This window comes from Pseudomonas sp. D3-10 (genome assembly GCF_051132175.1).
In the GTDB taxonomy this organism is placed as follows: domain Bacteria; phylum Pseudomonadota; class Gammaproteobacteria; order Pseudomonadales; family Pseudomonadaceae; genus Aquipseudomonas.
Window position 1 is genome coordinate 2,352,361 of the sequence record NZ_CP071668.1, and the last position, 17,558, is coordinate 2,369,918.

The 17,558-nt window shown below is 56.2% G+C and carries 11 protein-coding genes and 3 pseudogenes; 9 read left to right on the plus strand and 5 right to left on the minus strand.

Annotated elements, in window-relative coordinates; translation table 11 throughout:
* Positions 1 to 79: 79 nt before the first annotated feature.
* Together J3P90_RS10890 and J3P90_RS10895 are read left to right on the plus strand one after the other, a co-directional pair.
* Positions 80 to 1,306, plus strand: a complete 1,227-nt coding sequence (locus J3P90_RS10890) for a c-type cytochrome (protein WP_434676330.1) — start codon at positions 80 to 82, stop codon at positions 1,304 to 1,306.
* Between the two features lie 207 nt (positions 1,307 to 1,513).
* Positions 1,514 to 1,814 (plus strand): annotated as a pseudogene (locus J3P90_RS10895) (transposase); the annotation flags it as partial.
* Between the two features lie 336 nt (positions 1,815 to 2,150).
* On the opposite strand, the gene J3P90_RS10900 reads toward J3P90_RS10895, so the two are convergent.
* Positions 2,151 to 2,453, minus strand: a complete 303-nt coding sequence (locus J3P90_RS10900) for an ArsR/SmtB family transcription factor (protein WP_434611607.1) — start codon at positions 2,451 to 2,453, stop codon at positions 2,151 to 2,153.
* Positions 2,454 to 2,537: 84 nt separating this feature from the next.
* Between J3P90_RS10900 and J3P90_RS10905 the strand changes: the two genes are divergently transcribed.
* From J3P90_RS10905 to J3P90_RS10930, 6 genes and pseudogenes are all read left to right on the plus strand, one after another.
* A complete protein-coding gene (locus J3P90_RS10905) occupies positions 2,538 to 3,629 on the plus strand; it encodes an NADH:flavin oxidoreductase/NADH oxidase (protein ID WP_434676331.1) in 1,092 nt (363 codons plus the stop codon).
* A gap of 123 nt (positions 3,630 to 3,752) precedes the next feature.
* Positions 3,753 to 4,742 carry a zinc-dependent alcohol dehydrogenase family protein gene (locus J3P90_RS10910; protein ID WP_434676332.1) on the plus strand — a complete coding sequence of 330 codons (990 nt, stop codon included), beginning with the start codon at positions 3,753 to 3,755 and terminating at the stop codon, positions 4,740 to 4,742.
* A gap of 102 nt (positions 4,743 to 4,844) precedes the next feature.
* Complete coding sequence (locus J3P90_RS10915) at positions 4,845 to 5,138, plus strand: putative quinol monooxygenase (RefSeq protein ID WP_434676333.1); 294 nt, start codon at positions 4,845 to 4,847, stop codon at positions 5,136 to 5,138.
* A 10-nt stretch (positions 5,139 to 5,148) separates the two neighbouring features.
* On the plus strand, positions 5,149 to 6,168 hold the full coding sequence (locus J3P90_RS10920) for a zinc-binding alcohol dehydrogenase family protein (protein WP_434676334.1): 1,020 nt from the start codon (positions 5,149 to 5,151) through the stop codon (positions 6,166 to 6,168).
* Between the two features lie 176 nt (positions 6,169 to 6,344).
* Positions 6,345 to 7,403, plus strand: coding sequence for an NAD(P)-dependent alcohol dehydrogenase (locus J3P90_RS10925; protein WP_434676335.1), 1,059 nt, complete (start codon positions 6,345 to 6,347; stop codon positions 7,401 to 7,403).
* Between the two features lie 722 nt (positions 7,404 to 8,125).
* Positions 8,126 to 8,491: pseudogene (locus tag J3P90_RS10930) on the plus strand (hypothetical protein).
* 16 nt (positions 8,492 to 8,507) lie between these two features.
* Here J3P90_RS10930 and J3P90_RS10935 read toward each other — a convergent pair.
* From J3P90_RS10935 to J3P90_RS10950, 4 genes and pseudogenes are all read right to left on the minus strand, one after another.
* Positions 8,508 to 8,627, minus strand: a pseudogene (locus J3P90_RS10935) (transposase domain-containing protein); the annotation flags it as partial.
* Positions 8,628 to 8,760: 133 nt separating this feature from the next.
* Complete coding sequence (locus J3P90_RS10940; RefSeq protein WP_434676336.1) at positions 8,761 to 9,699, minus strand: AraC family transcriptional regulator N-terminal domain-containing protein; 939 nt, start codon at positions 9,697 to 9,699, stop codon at positions 8,761 to 8,763.
* A 23-nt stretch (positions 9,700 to 9,722) separates the two neighbouring features.
* Positions 9,723 to 10,556 (minus strand): oxidoreductase, encoded by an 834-nt coding sequence (locus J3P90_RS10945; protein WP_434676337.1) that lies wholly within the window; start codon positions 10,554 to 10,556, stop codon positions 9,723 to 9,725.
* A gap of 514 nt (positions 10,557 to 11,070) precedes the next feature.
* Positions 11,071 to 13,662, minus strand: a complete 2,592-nt coding sequence (locus J3P90_RS10950) for a bifunctional diguanylate cyclase/phosphodiesterase (RefSeq protein ID WP_434676338.1) — start codon at positions 13,660 to 13,662, stop codon at positions 11,071 to 11,073.
* Between the two features lie 2,483 nt (positions 13,663 to 16,145).
* On the opposite strand from J3P90_RS10950, the gene J3P90_RS10955 reads away from it, so the two are divergent.
* On the plus strand, positions 16,146 to 16,388 hold the full coding sequence (locus tag J3P90_RS10955) for a hypothetical protein (RefSeq protein ID WP_434606265.1): 243 nt from the start codon (positions 16,146 to 16,148) through the stop codon (positions 16,386 to 16,388).
* Positions 16,389 to 17,558: the final 1,170 nt, after the last annotated feature.

The following is a 17,558-nucleotide window of genomic DNA, read 5'->3' on the forward strand; positions in this document are numbered from 1 at the left end:
GTGGCAATTTACCACCAGAAGATTGCTGTGCTGTGACTGTCTCACCTGTCCTAATCCAGCAAGCTCTTGTAGTGGTCTAATGAAACCGGACACTCATTTAGGCGAGAATGCTCGCCAGATCGACACGACCCAAGGTGGCCAGCCGTTCGCCGGCGGCCTGCCGATTGCCTCACCGATCGGTACGCTTTACAGCAGCAATATCACCCCTGACCCAACATCCGGCATCGGTGCTTACACACTGGATGATTTTGACCGCGCGATTCGTCACGGCATCGCCGCCAATGGCGACAGTCTGTACCCGGCCATGCCTTATCCGGCCTACGCGAAAATCAGCGATGATGATGTGCGGGCGCTGTACGCGTACTTCATGCATGGCGTCACAGCGGTCAATGCCGAGAACCGCGCCAACGATGTAGCGTGGCCATTGTCGATGCGCTGGCCGCTGGCGATCTGGCGCAAGGTGTTTGCACCGCAGCCCGATGCCGTGGCATTCAAGGCCGACGGCTATAGGGACGCTCAGGTGGCACGCGGTGCCTATCTGGTTCAAGGTCTTGGGCATTGCGGCAGCTGCCACACGCCGCGTGCGTTGACCTTGCAAGAAAAGGCGCTGGATGAGTCAAGCCCGGTTTACCTTTCGGGCGGGTCGGTGATCGATGGCTGGCTGGCGGTGAACCTGCGCGGGAATCCGGCGGACGGTCTTGGCAGTTGGAGCGCCGAAGACATCGTCGCAACACTGCGCAGCGCCCGCAGCACGACCCATGCGGTATTGGGTGGCGCAATGGGCGATGTGGTGGTTCACAGCACTCAGCACCTCAATGATGGCGACGTGCAGGCGGTGGCCGCCTACTTGAAAACGCTGCCAGCCAGCGGGCGCGAGGTATCGAGCTTCAAGGCCGATCCAACGACTGCCAAAGCGTTGGCTGTCGGGGAAGAGGGCAGTCGTGGCGCCGAGTTGTACCTCGACAACTGTTCCGCCTGCCACCGCACCAACGGCCAGGGTTACGAGCGGGTCTTCCCGAAAATCGCCGGGAACTCCTCGGTGCTGTCGGAAGATCCGGTGTCGATGATTCGTCTGGTGCTGGCTGGCAGCAAGCTGCCCGCGACCGCGACTGCACCTTCCGAACTGGGCATGCCAGGTTTTGCCTGGCGTATGTCGGACGAGGAGGTGGCGCAACTGCTAACCTTCATCCGCAGCAGTTGGGGCAATCAGGCCCCGGCGGTAAATGCGGCCCAGGTCAAGCAACTGCGGGACACGCTGCCGAAGGAATCGCCAGCGGTGTCGCGCACGGACATCGCCAAGCCATAAGACTCTGAGGCGGGCTGACTGCCCAAGTCAGTCCGCCTGGTTTGGTGAACGCTACGTGGAGTCACGCTATGTCCTTGGAAGGTTTGACTTGAATTGATGCGCCGGAGTTAGGTGTCAACACTACGGACCGGAGCAGTTCGCTTCGGTCAACAATATCGGAATTGACTGTTCTAATTCTGTAAACCTGCAGCGCTCTGCACTGGAACCGCGGGGGAGGCGCTGGTCTGGCGCTATACCAACATTGAAACAGGCCTGACGTTGCACCGTTACTGGTGTTCGAAATGCCGGGGCTGCGCCTTGAAATCGCAGTGCACACCGAGTACGGAACGACGATTTCGACGCTGGGAGCATGAAGCCGTATTAGAGGAAATGCAGGCCCGACTGAGGAACGCGCCGGAGATGATGCGGGTCCGAAAAACGGAAGGTTGAGCATCCCTTCGGGACGCTCAAGCAATGGATGGGTGCGACGCGCTTCCTGACCCGAAAGCTTAACGGGGTGAGTGCGGAGCCGGGTCGGTTAGAGCACTTGGAGGCAGGCAGCTATCGGCCACAAACGGATGTCCAGAGGAGGAGACAAACGTGCCACCGCGGCAAGCGGCTACTTGTCTCGGTGGCAGTATCGCCGAGGCAGTGGCTTAGCGTTTGAGGAAACAGCTGAGTGCGAGTTTGTTTGCTTCGTCAAGGCTTGCCTCGCTCTCCTTGAACTACTTCCTTTGCAGCCCTGATAACCGCAGCTAGTGCCGTCGACAACAGGGACGGTTCGATCGCCTGCCGGTTGGCTCAAACAGGGCGACTCGAGGGAGGCAGATCGGCAGTAACGTCAATACGTATCCTGCAACCGGCATCAGTCAAGCTGAGAAAGGATCGTTTCCAACAGGCCAGGAAATCGATTGTCCAAATCGGCCCGGCGCAGCGAGTTCATATGGGTGGTGCCGATGGTCTGGGTCTGAACCAAACCGGCGTCTCGCAGCACTCGAAAATGATGAGACATTGTCGACTTCGGCCGGCCACCGTCCAACTCGCCACAACTGGCCTCGCCCAACTCGTCAAGGCGCCGCACGATCTCCAGGCGCACAGGATCGCTCAAGGCGTAAAGCAGACGCTCAAGAACGAAATCGCTAAGTGAAGGATGTCTGTAGGGGCGCATGAACGAATCATACACGGGTTTGCTCTACGACCATAGTTCGAATATTATCGAATAAAGGTACTACGCATTCCCGGAGAAACCTCAATGCCTGCGCTATTCCAACCCCTCACGCTTAAAGACATCACTCTTCGCAACCGAGTCGCGATTCCTCCAATGTGCATGTATTCGTCAAACGATGGCCTCATCAATGATTGGCACAGTGTCCACTACGCCTCCCTAGCGCGTGGCGGCGCGGGGCTCGTGATTGTCGAGGCTACGGCTGTAGCGCCCGAAGGGCGAATCACCCCTGGCTGCGCGGGTATTTGGAATGATGAACTGGCTCAGGCCTTCGTACCGGTGGTCCAGTCGATCAAGGCAGCCGGCTCCGTGCCGGGACTCCAAATTGCCCACGCGGGGCGCAAGGCGAGTGCCAATCGTCCATGGGAGGGCGATGACCATATTGGTGATAACGACTCGCGCGGCTGGCAGACCATTGCCCCATCGGCCGTTGCCTTCGGTGGCCACCTCGGCAAGCAGCCAAAAGCCATGACCCTGGAAGACATTGCCCGCGTGCGTGAGGATTTCGTCGCGGCTGCTGGACGTGCGCGTGACGCTGGCTTCGAATGGCTGGAGCTGCATTTCGCCCATGGTTATCTAGCCCAATCGTTTCTGTCCGAACACTCCAACCAACGTGATGATGCCTACGGCGGCAGTTTCGACAACCGTTGCCGCTTCCTGCTTGAAACGCTGGCGGCCGTTCGTGAGGTTTGGCCGGAGCACTTGCCGCTAACCGCCCGTCTAGGGGTCATCGAATACGACGGTCGGGACGAACAGACCCTGGCCGAGGCTGTCGAACTGACACGTCGGTTCAAAGATGGTGGCCTGGATCTACTGAGCGTCAGCATCGGTTTCACAATTGCTGAGACCAACATCCCTTGGGCTCCGGGATTCATGGGGGACGTTGCCCAGCGTATAAAGCGCGAGGCGGGGATACCTGTGGCTTCGGCATGGGGCTTCGGCACGCCAAGCGTCGCCGAAGAAGCGATCAAGAGCGGTCAGCTGGACTTGGCGATGATCGGACGAGCACATCTGGCCAATCCGAATTGGTCCTATTTTGCCGCTCAAGAACTGAGCGTAGAGCGTGCGGCCTGGACCTTGCCAGCTCCCTACGCCCACTGGCTGGAACGCTACAAATGATCGTTGGGGCGAGTATGGCCGTCATGGCCTAATCGCCCGCTGCCCCAACGGCCGTGAACTGGTGGCTACATCGCTGGCCGCTCATGGCTCGGTCCATCCAAAAAGTTAGCTGAGGATTACGCTATGTCCCGAGTCATACGCTTTCATCGCACCGGTGGACCCGAGGTTCTCCAGATCGACGAGGTTGACGTGCCGGCTCCCGGCCCGAACGAGGTTCAAATTAACGTCAGAGCGCTCGGCATCAACCGGGCTGAAGTGATGTACCGCACAGGCGAGTATGTTATCGAACCGAGGTTTCCCGCCATGCTGGGCTATGAAGCCGCTGGAACCGTGGCTGCAGTTGGTCCCGGTGTGGTCGGCTTCGCTGTTGACGATGCGGTCAGCGTAGTGCCCGCGTTCTCCTTTGACGAATACGGCTTGTACGGTGAGTTGGTCAACGCACCGGCCCATGCGGTAGTGAAACATCCGGAAGCGCTCTCTTTCGTCGAGGCGGCGGCCATCTGGATGAAGTTTGTCACCGCCTATGGCGCACTGATCGAACTCGGTGGGCTGAAGGCCGGAGATGTTGTACTAATCCGTGCGGCGTCCAGCAGCGTGGGGCTTGCCGCTATCCAGATTGCGAACATGGTGGGTGCCGTACCTGTGGCGCTGACCCGCACCAGCGAAAAGCGCGCAGCCTTGCTTCAGGCAGGGGCGGCGTCGGTCATCGCGACCCACGAGCAGGACATGATGGCTGAGGTCATGGCCATTACTCGCGGCAATGGCGCTCGCATGGCCTTCGACCCCGTTGGCGGACCCGAAGTGGCCTTGGTGCTCAAGGCGCTAGCGAAGCACGGCATCGTCTTCCAGTACGGCGCTTTGGACACTCGGGATATCCCAGTCTCGGTCATGGATCTACTCGGAAAACATTTGACTCTACGCGGTTACCAGCTTTTCGAGATCACCCAAGATCGCGACAAACTTGAACGGGCCAAGCAATTCATCAACGAAGGGTTCGCTTGCGGAAAGCTGCGACCAGTGATCGACCGTACATTCAGCTTCGTCCAGATGGCCGAGGCTCACCGGTACATGGAATCAAATGCCCAGGTGGGCAAGATTGTTGTATCGCTGTAATCCACGTTAGGTCTTCGCGGCATGTCTGGCATGGTTACCTTCAATAGGTCATGCCAGCTCGATGCACCTTTCATATTCAAGCACACTTAGACAGGAGGTTTAATGAAAGCTCCCCTAACACTGATTGCCACACTGGTCGCCAAGGCCGGTGCCGAAGCTGAGCTCCAGCAGGCGCTACAGGAACTGCAAGGCCCCAGCCGCGCCGAAGCGGCCTGCATCCAATACGACTTTTACAAAGATGCCGAGCAGGCTTGCACATTTCACATGATCGAGCAGTGGCTGGATGAAGCGGCGTTGACTGCGCACGAGGCGACACCGCATTTCCAAACGGCCCTGCCAATCATCGAACGCGCAGCAGAAAAATTCTCCGTCACGAAAATGTACCGCGTCTCCTGAGGGGCTCAAAATGAAAGCTATCGCACACTTCAAATGTCTGCCAGTCGAGAATCCTGACGCCCTTGTGGAGATCGATCTACCCGATCCCGTGCCGGGTCCCCGCGACTTGCTCGTAGAGGTTAAGGCCGTATCGGTCAATCCTGTTGATACTAAAGTGCGCCAGGGCTACGTGCCGCACGCAGACGAAAGCCAGCCACGCATACTCGGTTGGGACGCGGCCGGCGTGGTCAAGTCGGTCGGTCCCGACGTAACGCTGTTCAAGCCTGGTGACAGGGTCTGGTACGCCGGGTCGCTGATCCGCCCGGGCAGCAATAGTGAATTGCAGCTGGTGGACGAGCGCATTGTCGGATCGATGCCACAGTCGCTGAAGTTCGCCCAGGCTGCGGCATTGCCCCTGACGTCCCTGACTGCTTGGGAGTTGCTCTTTGATCGCCTCGGCGTTACACGCGATACCGCCGACCGGGGCGAAACGCTGTTGATCATCGGCGCTGCCGGCGGGGTGGGTTCAATCCTCACGCAACTGGCGCGTCAGCTCACCGGGTTAACGGTCATTGGCACGGCTTCGCGCCCTGAAACCCAGGCTTGGGTGACGGAGCTTGGCGCGCATCACGTGATCGACCATACCAAGCCACTGAGCGAAGAGCTCAAGCGCATCGGTATTGCTCAGGTCAGCTTTGTCGCAAGCCTGACGCAGACCGACCGACACTACGAGCAAATTATCGAATCGCTGAAACCACAGGGCAAGTTGGGTCTGATAGACGACCCGGCCACGCTGGATGTCGTACCGCTCAAGCGCAAGAGCCTGTCGCTGCACTGGGAGCTGATGTACACGCGCTCGCTGTACGAGACCGACGACATGCAGGAGCAGCACCACATTCTCAATGAAGTGGCGCGTCAGATCGATTCGGGTGTGCTGCGCACCACCGTTGGCGAAAACTACGGGCGTATCAGCGCAGAGAACCTTCGTCGTGCGCATGCCTTGCTGGAGAGCGGCAAGGCAAAGGGCAAGATCGTCCTAGAAGGGTTCTGACGGGAATCTGGCTACCGGCTCACGGAGGTACCGATGGTGAACTCCGAGAACATCGCTCTTTTTGGATTTCAAAGGCCGCTCAGAGGCACCATCAACCCAAGATTCGAAAGCCGTTGTTCCAATACCGTCTCGATCCAAACGACCATCCAATCGTCCAACTGAAAGGACCATTCTTCATGAACAACGCCATCGGCTATGCTGCCATTGACCCGAGCGCACCACTCGCGCCCTATACATTCGCACGCCGCGCAGTAGGCTTGAACGACGTCAAGATCGAGATTCTCTATTGCGGCGTCTGCCATTCGGATCTGCATACGGCCCGAAATGAATGGAACGACACGATTTATCCCTCCGTACCAGGCCATGAGATTGTCGGGCGTGTTACAGCTGTAGGCGACTCGGTCCAAGCCTTTAAGGTTGGCGATTTGGCCGGCGTCGGCTGTATGGTCGATAGCTGCCAGAGCTGCCCGTCCTGTGGGGAAGGTTTGGAACAATACTGCGAGAACGGCTTCGTTGGGACTTACAACGGCAATGCGTTCGGCGGCAGTGAAAACACCTTCGGCGGATACTCGGACAACATCGTGGTTAACGAGAAATTTGCATTGCGCATTTCTCATCGCGACGCCGATCTCGCCGCTGTGGCCCCGCTGCTGTGCGCGGGTATTACGACTTACTCGCCGCTGCGCGAGTGGAAGGTTGGGCCCGGCCAGAAGGTCGGCGTGGTAGGCCTCGGCGGTCTAGGCCACATGGCCGTTAAAATCGCCAATGCCATGGGCGCGCATGTAGTGTTGTTCACCACCTCGCCAAACAAGAAGGAAGATGCCCTTCGCCTGGGTGCCAGCGAAGTCGTTGTGTCGAAAAACAAGGACGAGATGGAAGCGCACACGAACAGCTTCGATTTCATCCTGAACACCGTTGCGGCCCCACACGATCTCGACGCATTTCTATCACTGCTCAGGCGCGACGCGACCATGACATTGGTGGGCGCACCTGAGTCCCCGCACCCGTCGCCAAGCGTATTCAACCTTATTTTCAAGCGTCGTCGTCTGGCTGGCTCGCTCATCGGCGGTATCGCAGAGACTCAAGAGATGCTTGATTTTTGCGCCGAGCATGGCATCGTCTCGGACATCGAAATGATCGACATTCGAAACATCAACGAAGCCTACGAGCGCATGCTCAAGAGCGACGTGAAGTACCGTTTCGTCATTGACATGGCCTCGCTTAAGTCAGCCTGACCGCGGTAGCGGAAGAGGCCACGGGCATCCATGGCCTTTCCGTTGTGCGAGATACCTACGCCCAACTGTATTGCTTGAGCGGGACGGTCCCCAAAAAGGGTCGCTTTGGCCAGAAGGATTGACGACCTAAGTTGTCGGTGGGCAACGTGATGGTGTCCCACTGCTGGAGTTCTTGGTCGCTTAGCGCAATACGGCCGTTGCCCAAATAGGCCACACTTCGGTGTCATCGAAACCCATCAATGGATAGCGATCGACTACGTTGCCGCTTTTGTCCATGGTCAGAAGTTGCATCGGATGGACAACTGAAGCCCGAGTCAATACGCATTTTGTTTCCAACTGAAGTGATAGACGTCGGCATGCGTCTGCGGTTGGCATTTACCGTTATCGGCGCTGGCATCTACCACGAACCAGTCAGGCCGTGATGTCTGACCCGGTGGATGGGCTTTTTTCGGTACAAAACAACTGGCCAGCTATGCACCGTGGACCATGGCAAAGCTGCCAGGATTTTCGCGCAACTACTGGCGGCCTGCTCGATCGCCTGAGAGTCGGCGAAGCCGAAATGCACAATTGGCGTAACCCGGCGGTGAACACATCTAGCGTCTTATCGTCGTGAGTTGCGGCTCCAGGGATAGGCAAGTAGACCTCACTTCAGGCACGACAAAATGGCTTAAGATCATCGACGACTGTAATGGAACATTTCGACTAAGAGGACGCGACATTTTATGGAAATCCCCCTTGCTCAAATCAGGGAGCATTTGAACAATCGCCGATTTACGGTAGCGGGTAACGCCCATGGGCTATCCGGTGCCGGCACAGTATTTCACTACCATGTCGAAGAAGATTCCAATTGGGGTGCTTATCAAGGTGGCCGGATCCGCATGGGTCATCAAGTCGGACGCGTGACTAGCCCCGATACCATTGAGCTTCTTTAACATTGCTTAACTACGGATGGTGAGATTCTTGCTTGCTGGTCTCGTGGCACGGTAGGCGTTGATCACGCAGGACGCACCACTCTGATGTCCGTATGGGGTTTGTTGTCGGGCGCTACTGGAGGTGGGGAGTCTAGCTACGTTGAGCTTGCCGCGTAGCGGTTAAGCTTTTTGATTACGCTCGCGTCCATCTGTGCGGTAGCAACTCGGAAATCTCACTGGCCTGCTGCGTCGGCAGGCGCGTGAGGACGTCCTTCAAGTAGGCATACGGATCATGCCCGTTGAGCCGCGGCTGCCGACGCAGCGGGCAAGTGAGATTACCGAGTTGGTGCCGCATAAATGGGCGCCCGTTCAACCGCCCAAAGTATGTTGGGCAGGTGCGGACAGCGCTGGTACTGGGGTTGCCGGAGCAGCGGGTCGGCTCATCGCTAATGTGACGAGACGTACATAGATGGCGTGGACGGCGCAGGCAGTGCGTAGGTCGCCTTCATCCATTCGATCTCTGCCTGGGGCGTGCGCCCAAAGAAACGTTTGAATTCGCGGCTGAATTGCGAGGCGCTTTCGTAGCCTACATTGAACGCCGCCGTCGAAGCGGTCATAGCGTTGCGTAGCATCAGTAATCGCGCCTGGTGCAAGCGCGTCGACTTCAGGTATTGCATCGGCGACGAGTCCGTCACGCTGCGAAAGTGCAGATGAAAATTGGGCACGCTCATGCTCGCTTCTTGGGCAAGGGACACCACATCCAGGCGCTCCTGGTAGCAACGATGGATCTTGCGGATCGCACGAGTGACCTTACCAAAGTGACCCTGGCGATTGAGCGCGGCGCGCATCGAGCCACCTTGCTCGCCGGTTAGGATGCGGTAGTAGATCTCCCGCACCAGCGACGGCCCAAGTATTTGCGCTTCGCCCGGACTGCTCATCGCCTCAAGAAAGCGTAGCGTCGAGGCGCGCAGCAAATCGTCCATTGGCGAGGCATACATGCCCTTGGGCTGGGCATCACTTGGCCCGAGAGCTTCATCCATTTGCAGTATCAAATCGCTGGCCATTTGTAAGTCGAGGCGCATGTAGACCGCCAGCATTGGCTGCGCCTCGCTGGCATCGGTCTCCATGGTGAAAGGAACTGGGACGGACACCACTAGATAGTGCTGGGCGTCATAAACGTATACGTCATCGCCCAGATAGCCACGTTTGCGCCCTTGGCACAGGATCACGATACCCGGGTCATACAGCACCGGAGTGCGAGTCAGTGGCCGATTCGAACGCAAAAAGCGGATGTCCTCTAGCGCGCTGAGGTTGTAGCCCTCGACCGGCGCGAGGGTTTCCATCAAATGCACCATGCGCGAGGTGCGTGAGTCGGCCCGATTCATTGATGTCCCCCTCTGCTGGTCGCTCAACCGTCGGTGGTAAGGGTCAGCGCTTCCCATTTATCAATCTCCCTGGCCGTGCGATTCAGCTTGTCACGTACCAGCCCCAGCGCGTCACTGCCCAATAATAAGTGTGCCGGTGGTGTCGTGCTGGCAATAACCTGCAACATCGCTTGCGCCGCTTTTCGCGGGTCGCCAAGCTGTTTGCCGCTCTTTTCTTCGCGGGCCTTACGTACCGGGTCGAAACTGGCGTCATAGTCAGCAATGCTTCGTGGGGTGCGCTGCATCGAACGACCGGCCCAGTCAGTGCGAAACGAGCCAGGTGCCACGGCGGTCACGAAGATGTTGAACGGTAGCAGTTCTTTGCTCAGCGTATCGGAGATACCTTCGAGAGCAAACTTGCTCCCGCAGTAGTACGCGATGCCCGGCATCGTGATGGTGCCGCCCATAGAAGTGATATTAAGAATATGACCAGTGCGACGCTTGCGAAAATAAGGCACGAAAGCCTTGGTCACAGCTACCGCGCCGAACACGTTGACGTCGAATTGGCGACGCATTTCCTCCAGCGGCGACTCTTCAAAGATGCCCTCATGACCGTAGCCGGCGTTGTTGACCAACACGTCGACTGGGCCGTGGGTTGCTTCAATAGCAGCTACTACGCTGTCGATTCGGGCGAAGTCAGTGATATCCAGAATCACCCCATGAGCATGATCCACGGAGAGCGCCTGAAAGGCGCGCAAGGCGGCTTCACTACGCACGGTACCTATGACACGGTGGCCCGCTGCAAGAGCTTCTTGCGCCAGCGCGTTGCCGAAGCCACTGCTCACCCCCGTGATGAATATGGTTTTTCTGCTGTTCATGGCGACTTCCAATAAGTAGGGACGAGGCCATGATATGTATCGAAAACTCGGTCACCTATGCCGGTTTGTCTTAGAGCATTGCCTATTCCTATCAGAGTCAACAGTTAAGTGGGCACGCGTTTAACCACGCAACATGTGTGTTGAATGGACACTTATGTCAATTCCATGCAATTGGATGGGAGAGTCTGCGCAATACCCCAACTACTCGAGGAGAGTTGGCCAAACGCTTACGGATTTTCGCCGTCCAGGGCAGGCTTGATGAAGCCGCGAGCGAACCTAAGACAGAACCAGCCACTGACGACAGCGGGGACTATTTTTCGAGCCCAGGGGCGGTCATGAAACCAGCGGCGCAACAGCTAGGGCACCAGGTGCCCTTTAAAGAATCTGAAACTGTACGCTTGTCAGCGAAACAGCGCCGCACATCGCCATAGGGGGCTAAGACACGCTACGGCGCTTTGCCTGATTGCCTGACGGCATTAGGCACTCTCAGAAGTAATCGTACTTGCGCAGGACGCTAGTGAGACGGAATCGGTGGGCCTGTCTGTTCAATCTTCTTGTCCCTAACCCATAAGTCGAATGCTTCGCTATCCAGGGGACGGCTAAGAAAGTAACCCTGGCCTTCGTCGCAAAGTACGGCTTTGAGCAGTTCCAGTTGCTCAGCCGTTTCAATTCCTTCCGCGGTGACGGTCAACGACAATGCCCGGCCCAACCCTACTATCGCTTGTATAACGGATTTATCTTTTTCGTTTTCACCCAACCGGTTGACGAAGCTTCGGTCGATTTTGAGGCCATCGAAGGGAAACGAGCGAAGGTAACTCAGTGATGAGTAGCCGGTGCCAAAATCATCCATCGCCAGGCGTACTCCAAGACCTTTGAGGGCACGCATGATCTCGAGGGCTCCCGTAGCATCCACCAACATGATGTTTTCGGTCAGCTCCAGCTCTAACCGTGTCGGATCAAATCCGGTTTCGCACAGGGCTTTTTGAACTCGTGCCACTAAGTTGCCACGCCGGAACTCAGTTGAAGATAAATTAATTGAAACGAACATATTGTTCGGCCAGTGGTTAGCGCTCTCGCAAGCAGCGGTAAGCACCCAGTCACTCAACGATACGATCAGCCCCGATTCTTCGGCGATGGGTATAAAGGTATCCGGGGAGACCAATCCATGCACGGGGTGTTGCCAGCGCACCAGGGCTTCGGCCCCTACCAGCCGGCCATCCACAATGCGAACGCGCGGCTGAAAGTGTAACCGTAATTCTCCATGTTTGATGGCGTAGCGTAAATCGCTCTCCAACCGGCGACGTTCGATGATTTTGGCGTTCATGTCGCCTGCATAAAAACGCCAAGTGTGGCGACCGCCGGCCTTGGCTTCGTACAGGGCTATATCAGCATAACGCATCAGCTGGGCGGCTTCGCACGCATCGTTAGGCGCCATCGCAATACCGATACTGGCGCTGACAAAGACTTCCTGAGCGCCGAGGGCTATCGGTTCTTCGATTGAATGGATAAGGCGCTGACACAGCGCGTCTATTTCGTCTTGGGAACTCATGTCAGTGATTATCAGCACAAACTCATCGCCACCAATCCTTGCGACGAGGTCTCCCGTCCGTACGCAATCTCCTAATCGTTTTGATACTGTGTTAAGGACATGATCGCCAGCAGCATGACCGAGCAGATCATTTACCGGCTTGAAACGGTCTAGATCAAGACACAACATGACCAATGGGGCTTCACGGGTGGAAACAGCCCTGAGTTTGCCATCAAGAAACGCTTGTAAACGCGTCCTGTTAGGGAGTCCAGTCAAGGCATCGTGCTGCGAAAGATAATCTATGCGTCTTCGGGCTTCGACCTCATCAGTGATGTCACACGCAGTGCCGCGAAATCCCTCGTCGACCATCTCTCTCGCATGAAGCCGAGCAATCCGTGCCTGTCCTTGCGAATCAATATAGCTGCATTGCACGCTGGTGTTGGGATGCCTCTTAGGCATTTTCAACCATTGGGATAACTTTGCTGAATCAAAACGTAATAAGTTGTCTAAGTCAGCGCCAATCCAGGCATTTCTAGAGAGGCCTGTGATTTCTTCGAATCGTTCAGACAGGTAACTCAATTGGCCTTGAGCGTCAATCTCCCATATCCAATCCGAACTGGCTTCCGCTACATCGCGAAAACGCTGTTCGCTTTTGATAAGCGCAATTTGGCTGGTCTGCAACGAAGCATAATTATCTTCTAGCGTCTTTGCTGCGAAGGTTGTGCGTCGCAATAAGACCCAAGTCATCAGCCATACTACAGAAGCCGCCACGCCTATCAATGGCAACATGAAACCCAGCAACTTTTTGCCAGGTTTCTCTAATTCCCAGAGCAAATGGCCAGCGGATCCGTCTTCGCCTAACTGCACTGTCGTGGAAGACACCTTATCATGAGTCACTATACGTAACGCTTTGATTCCGTAGTCGGTTCCTATGGCTTGAAGCCTTGCACTATCAAGCGGCTCGACGAAAACCAGTACAGATACTGGACCATCAACCGCTTCAACGGTAAGGTCGTTACCGGGCGTGAGTGCCGAAGCTGCAACTACCGCAGGTATACCACCAAAGTTAACGATAGTGGAAACCGCGGCTTCCTTACCAGCTGCCGCGCGAGCTTCATTGAGGAGCGCATCGATTGGTCGTCCTAACCATTGCGCGATGTCGACTGATTTAAGTTCGCCCCTGATCACCGAATAAACGGTGCGATCTGCGCCATCGACGACAAAAACCCCTTGATAGCCAAAATTTTTGTACACTCCGGAGCCTATGTTCGCTTGAGCAAATGCCCAATCAACATCCACCATTTGATGAAGGTGTTTGTACGCCTCCCCCCAAGAAGCGTAGTCCTTCACTGTGGTAGTTACGTGTTTCTCCACCGACTTTATGGCTTTGTTGATGTAGAAAATGCCTTCGTGTTCTTCAACCGTATCAAGGTCATGCGCCACATAGAAAAGCAGACAGGCAGCGAGTAGAAAGACACTGACCAACAGCCCCGCAAATTTAAGTAGAGAGGCGCGAATAAGGGCCACGCTGGTACGGTTCAGAGCGGGAGCGGCGGAAGTTGGGATGTTTTCGAGCATAGGATTCCAGGCAGGGTTATCTGTGTCAACTCTCAGTTAATCTATCGGCTGGAGCGGTTATTTTTTGAATGTCTGCGCCTGCCTAATCGGACGGGCCGACCAACGGTGGTCTTGGCTTTCGATCGCCTCGGTCGAAAGGTGCGACTCCAAAATATCAACTCACCAGAAGCTCGCCATACCGCTGATGATTTTTTGATACAGGTATTGTCCAGCTCACCGCGCATGGCACTCTGCTCGTTAAGTTCCTAACACGACAAAACCAGGTGGTTGTATCGAAAACTTTCTGCGAAGGGCAGAGGTTCTAAACTAACTACTCTGGGTCCGTCGGCGGCACGGTAATTAAGACGTTGTATTTGGCATCCTCTAGCGTTCGAAGCTAATGAGTTTCTCTATCAACGCGCTGCTGCGCACCTTGCCGTGTTGAGCAGCAATATTCGGTTATCGTGTTGAGGCTGCGCGCAAAACCAACGCGGATCTGGCGATCGGCCCTGAACGAGGCACCTTACGCTGTGCACCGGCGTTGATGGCGAAACCACACAGATCGAAGTTCGGACACCTGGTGCGGCATTCCCCGCGACGCGCTCGAAAAATTACTCGTCCCATTTTTTACGACCAAACCTATCGGACAAGGCTCTGGGTTAGGATAGTCCTCATCGGACGGCATTGTGAAAAAACATAACCGCACCATTCAGTGCGCAGCGAGGCCGGGGTCGGGGCTACGTTCAACGTCGTATTACCCGTGCACCAAGCGATAGAAAGAACAACCCCCTGGCTCGCTTAAGTTCTCCGCTCGCCAGCGTATCCGAGCCGCTGGCTCAACTGTGCGAGCCCAAGGTGGTGGCTAGGCATGCGATGCGTTTGGCCAATTATTCGATCGTTGATCGAGAGGAATAAGTCGCCAGTGAGGATGACGGCGACCGTGCCTCCCATCGGCGGGCAATTTAGTGGCTGAACCAGTGGCGCAGCAGCGCGTTACCGACGGCCTGGCTGTAAACCAGGCCTCCGCCCTTAGAGCACACAGTTGGCCGGGCGGTATAGACCGGTATCAAAAGCCGGCATGTGTTCCGTCTCGATCAAGGTGCCGCGAACGACGCCCTTAGGCGAGCCATGCCGCTCGCTGCCGGGCGCCTGCGTTCAAGTAGACGTGCCGATACCGTGGCTTGCGATGTATTTAACCGTGGATAACCCCCTGACTACAAAGGAGGGCGAGAACTTAAGGGCCGCCACTCCAACGCGTTAGGCGAACCGGAGAGGGAGCGCCGACCAATAAATGGGTAACTAGGATCGGAACCGGGCAACGCTCCGACGGGCTCAAGTCATGCGGCAACTGCTCAAAGAGCATTGAGGTCCTGCTGCTCGCCTCGACGAGATTGTAGAAGCGGTCATCAGTGAATAGGGCACCGTTGAAGACTGAGTTTCCCCTAGGCAGTGTTATTCTCACACCGAGGCGAACCAGCATCCTCGCTATGCCAGCACTGGCATCGGTGATTGCTTATGATCAGCAGTCGGTGATCAGACCCAGCTCTTCCGTAGTGGTCCTTGCCAAGGTTGGGAAGGGGCTGGTCAGCTACTTTGGCAGTTCAACTGCATCTTGGCCCCGACGCCGATCTGCCGGCCATCTTCGTGCACAACAAGCACGTCGAGCCTGGCCTCTGGGTAGCAGGGCCAGCCGGCTAGCTCGTTGAATACCTGGATGAACAGCGCGCAGAGGTCAGCTTCCTTTTCGATTGTTGTCGATAGGCATGACCGTCCTGGTCTCTATAGCGGAAGACTTTAGATGGATAGCTTGACTTCATTACATTGGGGGCGCCAATAAATAGTCGGCACATTTGTAGCGAAGGCTCTAGCGGCTCACCAGAAATATGAGCATGCCTGCGCTGATTTGCGCAGGATGATCAATCTGAAAATAAACTAAGGGCGCGAGTGGGTGAGGCCGTGACACGTCAAAGCCGCACTAGGAATGGTTCCTGCTTTTTAACGAATATCCAGCGCGCCCCGAGAGCCAAAACGATGTGTCTGGGTGACGTGCAAGGGAGGGATTTTCGTACTGGCGAGAAACCGGGTGAATTTTCGGCGTATTCGGCCGATATCAGACTTAAGGGATATCGTTTCTAGATGGCGGTTGGCTCCGCCTGGGACAAATAATATGAAAACTATCGACGACTTTAGGATTGAGGCTCACGAACTGCTATTGGAGCTTGAGGCCGCCACAACTGGCCTAATGATGCTTGTTTCTTCCAAATGCATTTCGGGACCTGCGTGGGATGCAGCTACTGAACGACAGCATGATGCTCATGACCGCTGGAACGCGTTCGTAAACAAAACAACAGAATTTGCTCCAGACTAGCCGACTCTGTCAAGCTGACCTCGGCCGAATGATGAGTGTTTGGAGCGGTCGCGATGGTGGGGCTTTTAGCCTCGATAGAGGTATTGCATGTAATGGTGAAGATTGCCGGTATTTGATGTAGCTCAAGGAGAGGGCCATGTCTCATAATCTGGATTTGCCCGTCGCACACACCTACAGGGGCCACCAGTTGTTCCTGAAATTCGACTGGAAGCGCCCCAACGACGCGGCACCGACAGCTGCGCATATCTTGGTGAACTGTGATGTGCCAGGATTGGCAAGCACCGTAGGAGAACTCAAAGGACCCTGGTCCAGCTACCTCGACGCCCTTACCGAAGCAATCGGAGTCGGAGAGCAGTGGGTCGACAGTCAGCTTCCCTGAATGAGCGTTCCCTGCTGTTACGTTGCCTTGTCGGTTTAAATTGCTTGGCTTTCCTAGTCAGCGGTGGGGTTGAGGGCGGCGTCAATCTAGCCCGGTGTGTGAGGCTGAGGGTGGCTCGTTAGCAAATTGCGACGTTTTTCAGCATTTCCTTAGTGTCGTTCTCCCACTCATCCACCACTGTGAGGCATTGCTGTAGAGCCAGGCTCTCGGCGGACACGCAGTCGAGATCGTCAGCCTTCAAGAAGATCTGGCGTTCGTGCTCGAGAATGGTTTCGAGCTCGGCCGGCGAACATGACTTGGCCTGCGCTTCGCCACCCTAAGTACCGATGTCCCAACGTTTCACGCTTCTCCTCTCGACTAGGCGGAACTGATGACCGTCCTCCAGGGTGAGCAAAAGTTCTTCAATTACGCCGGTGGTGGTCGCAGAGCTGTAAATCAGCTTCACAGTCCCGCCTAGGCGAAAGACGTTCCCATCGTAAAGGTGCAGGCGGCGGCCCTCGGTTCTTTCCGAAAACGTTGGCTGTCGAATCGTGCCCAGATCGGGGGAGTCGTCTCGCGCTACAATGTAGTAGTGGGGCGCGCTGTGATATAGGACCGTTGTCCATTGCAGCTCTTCCACGGCGAGCCAGTAGCCGAGTTTGCTAGTTCGTCCATCTCGAATTGTTCAATGCGATCAACCAGCCGTTCTCCGGCCAATCTGGCACTTGCCGCAAGCAGGCAGGACCGGTACGCCTCCGGGTGCGCATCCCAGGTCTTGGTTGTCGAGCGTTTCGCGCCACTGCTGAATCCTCAGCGCCTTGGCCTGTTCAAAATTCATGATGGGATCGACTTCTTAATGCTGTTTGGATATACAGCAATAGAGGCGGGGGTAAGTCTGGCGAGGGGAGGGGACGAGTCGCGCTATTCAGTCCAGGGGGAATCAGGATTGCTAGAGACATCTTCATGAACTCCTCGTTCTTGTCGATCACGTCCGGGGTGCCGCGGACGTGATCAGCGACCCAGCAGGAGGCCTAGCAGCTCGATCCTATTGGACAGCTCGTTGATTGCAGCCTAGTGCGCGGGCTGGTTTTCGTTGATTATGTGAGCATTGAATCGTAGCAGTCCCGAACGGCGGAGAATGCAAAGCCTCGAAGGTTCGCGACTCCGGGGCTTCTATTATCGCCTCCATCC

Excerpts from the sequence above, each read along its gene's own strand:
- J3P90_RS10890 (WP_434676330.1), top strand. The coding sequence starts at position 80 with ATGAAACCGGACACTCATTTAGGCGAGAATGCTCGCCAGATCGACACG.
- J3P90_RS10900 (WP_434611607.1), bottom strand. The coding sequence starts at position 2,453 with ATGCGCCCCTACAGACATCCTTCACTTAGCGATTTCGTTCTTGAGCGT.
- J3P90_RS10905 (WP_434676331.1), top strand. The coding sequence starts at position 2,538 with ATGCCTGCGCTATTCCAACCCCTCACGCTTAAAGACATCACTCTTCGC.
- J3P90_RS10910 (WP_434676332.1), top strand. The coding sequence starts at position 3,753 with ATGTCCCGAGTCATACGCTTTCATCGCACCGGTGGACCCGAGGTTCTC.
- J3P90_RS10915 (WP_434676333.1), top strand. The coding sequence starts at position 4,845 with ATGAAAGCTCCCCTAACACTGATTGCCACACTGGTCGCCAAGGCCGGT.
- J3P90_RS10920 (WP_434676334.1), top strand. The coding sequence starts at position 5,149 with ATGAAAGCTATCGCACACTTCAAATGTCTGCCAGTCGAGAATCCTGAC.
- J3P90_RS10925 (WP_434676335.1), top strand. The coding sequence starts at position 6,345 with ATGAACAACGCCATCGGCTATGCTGCCATTGACCCGAGCGCACCACTC.
- J3P90_RS10940 (WP_434676336.1), bottom strand. The coding sequence starts at position 9,699 with ATGAATCGGGCCGACTCACGCACCTCGCGCATGGTGCATTTGATGGAA.
- J3P90_RS10945 (WP_434676337.1), bottom strand. The coding sequence starts at position 10,556 with ATGAACAGCAGAAAAACCATATTCATCACGGGGGTGAGCAGTGGCTTC.
- J3P90_RS10950 (WP_434676338.1), bottom strand. The coding sequence starts at position 13,662 with ATGCTCGAAAACATCCCAACTTCCGCCGCTCCCGCTCTGAACCGTACC.
- J3P90_RS10955 (WP_434606265.1), top strand. The coding sequence starts at position 16,146 with ATGTCTCATAATCTGGATTTGCCCGTCGCACACACCTACAGGGGCCAC.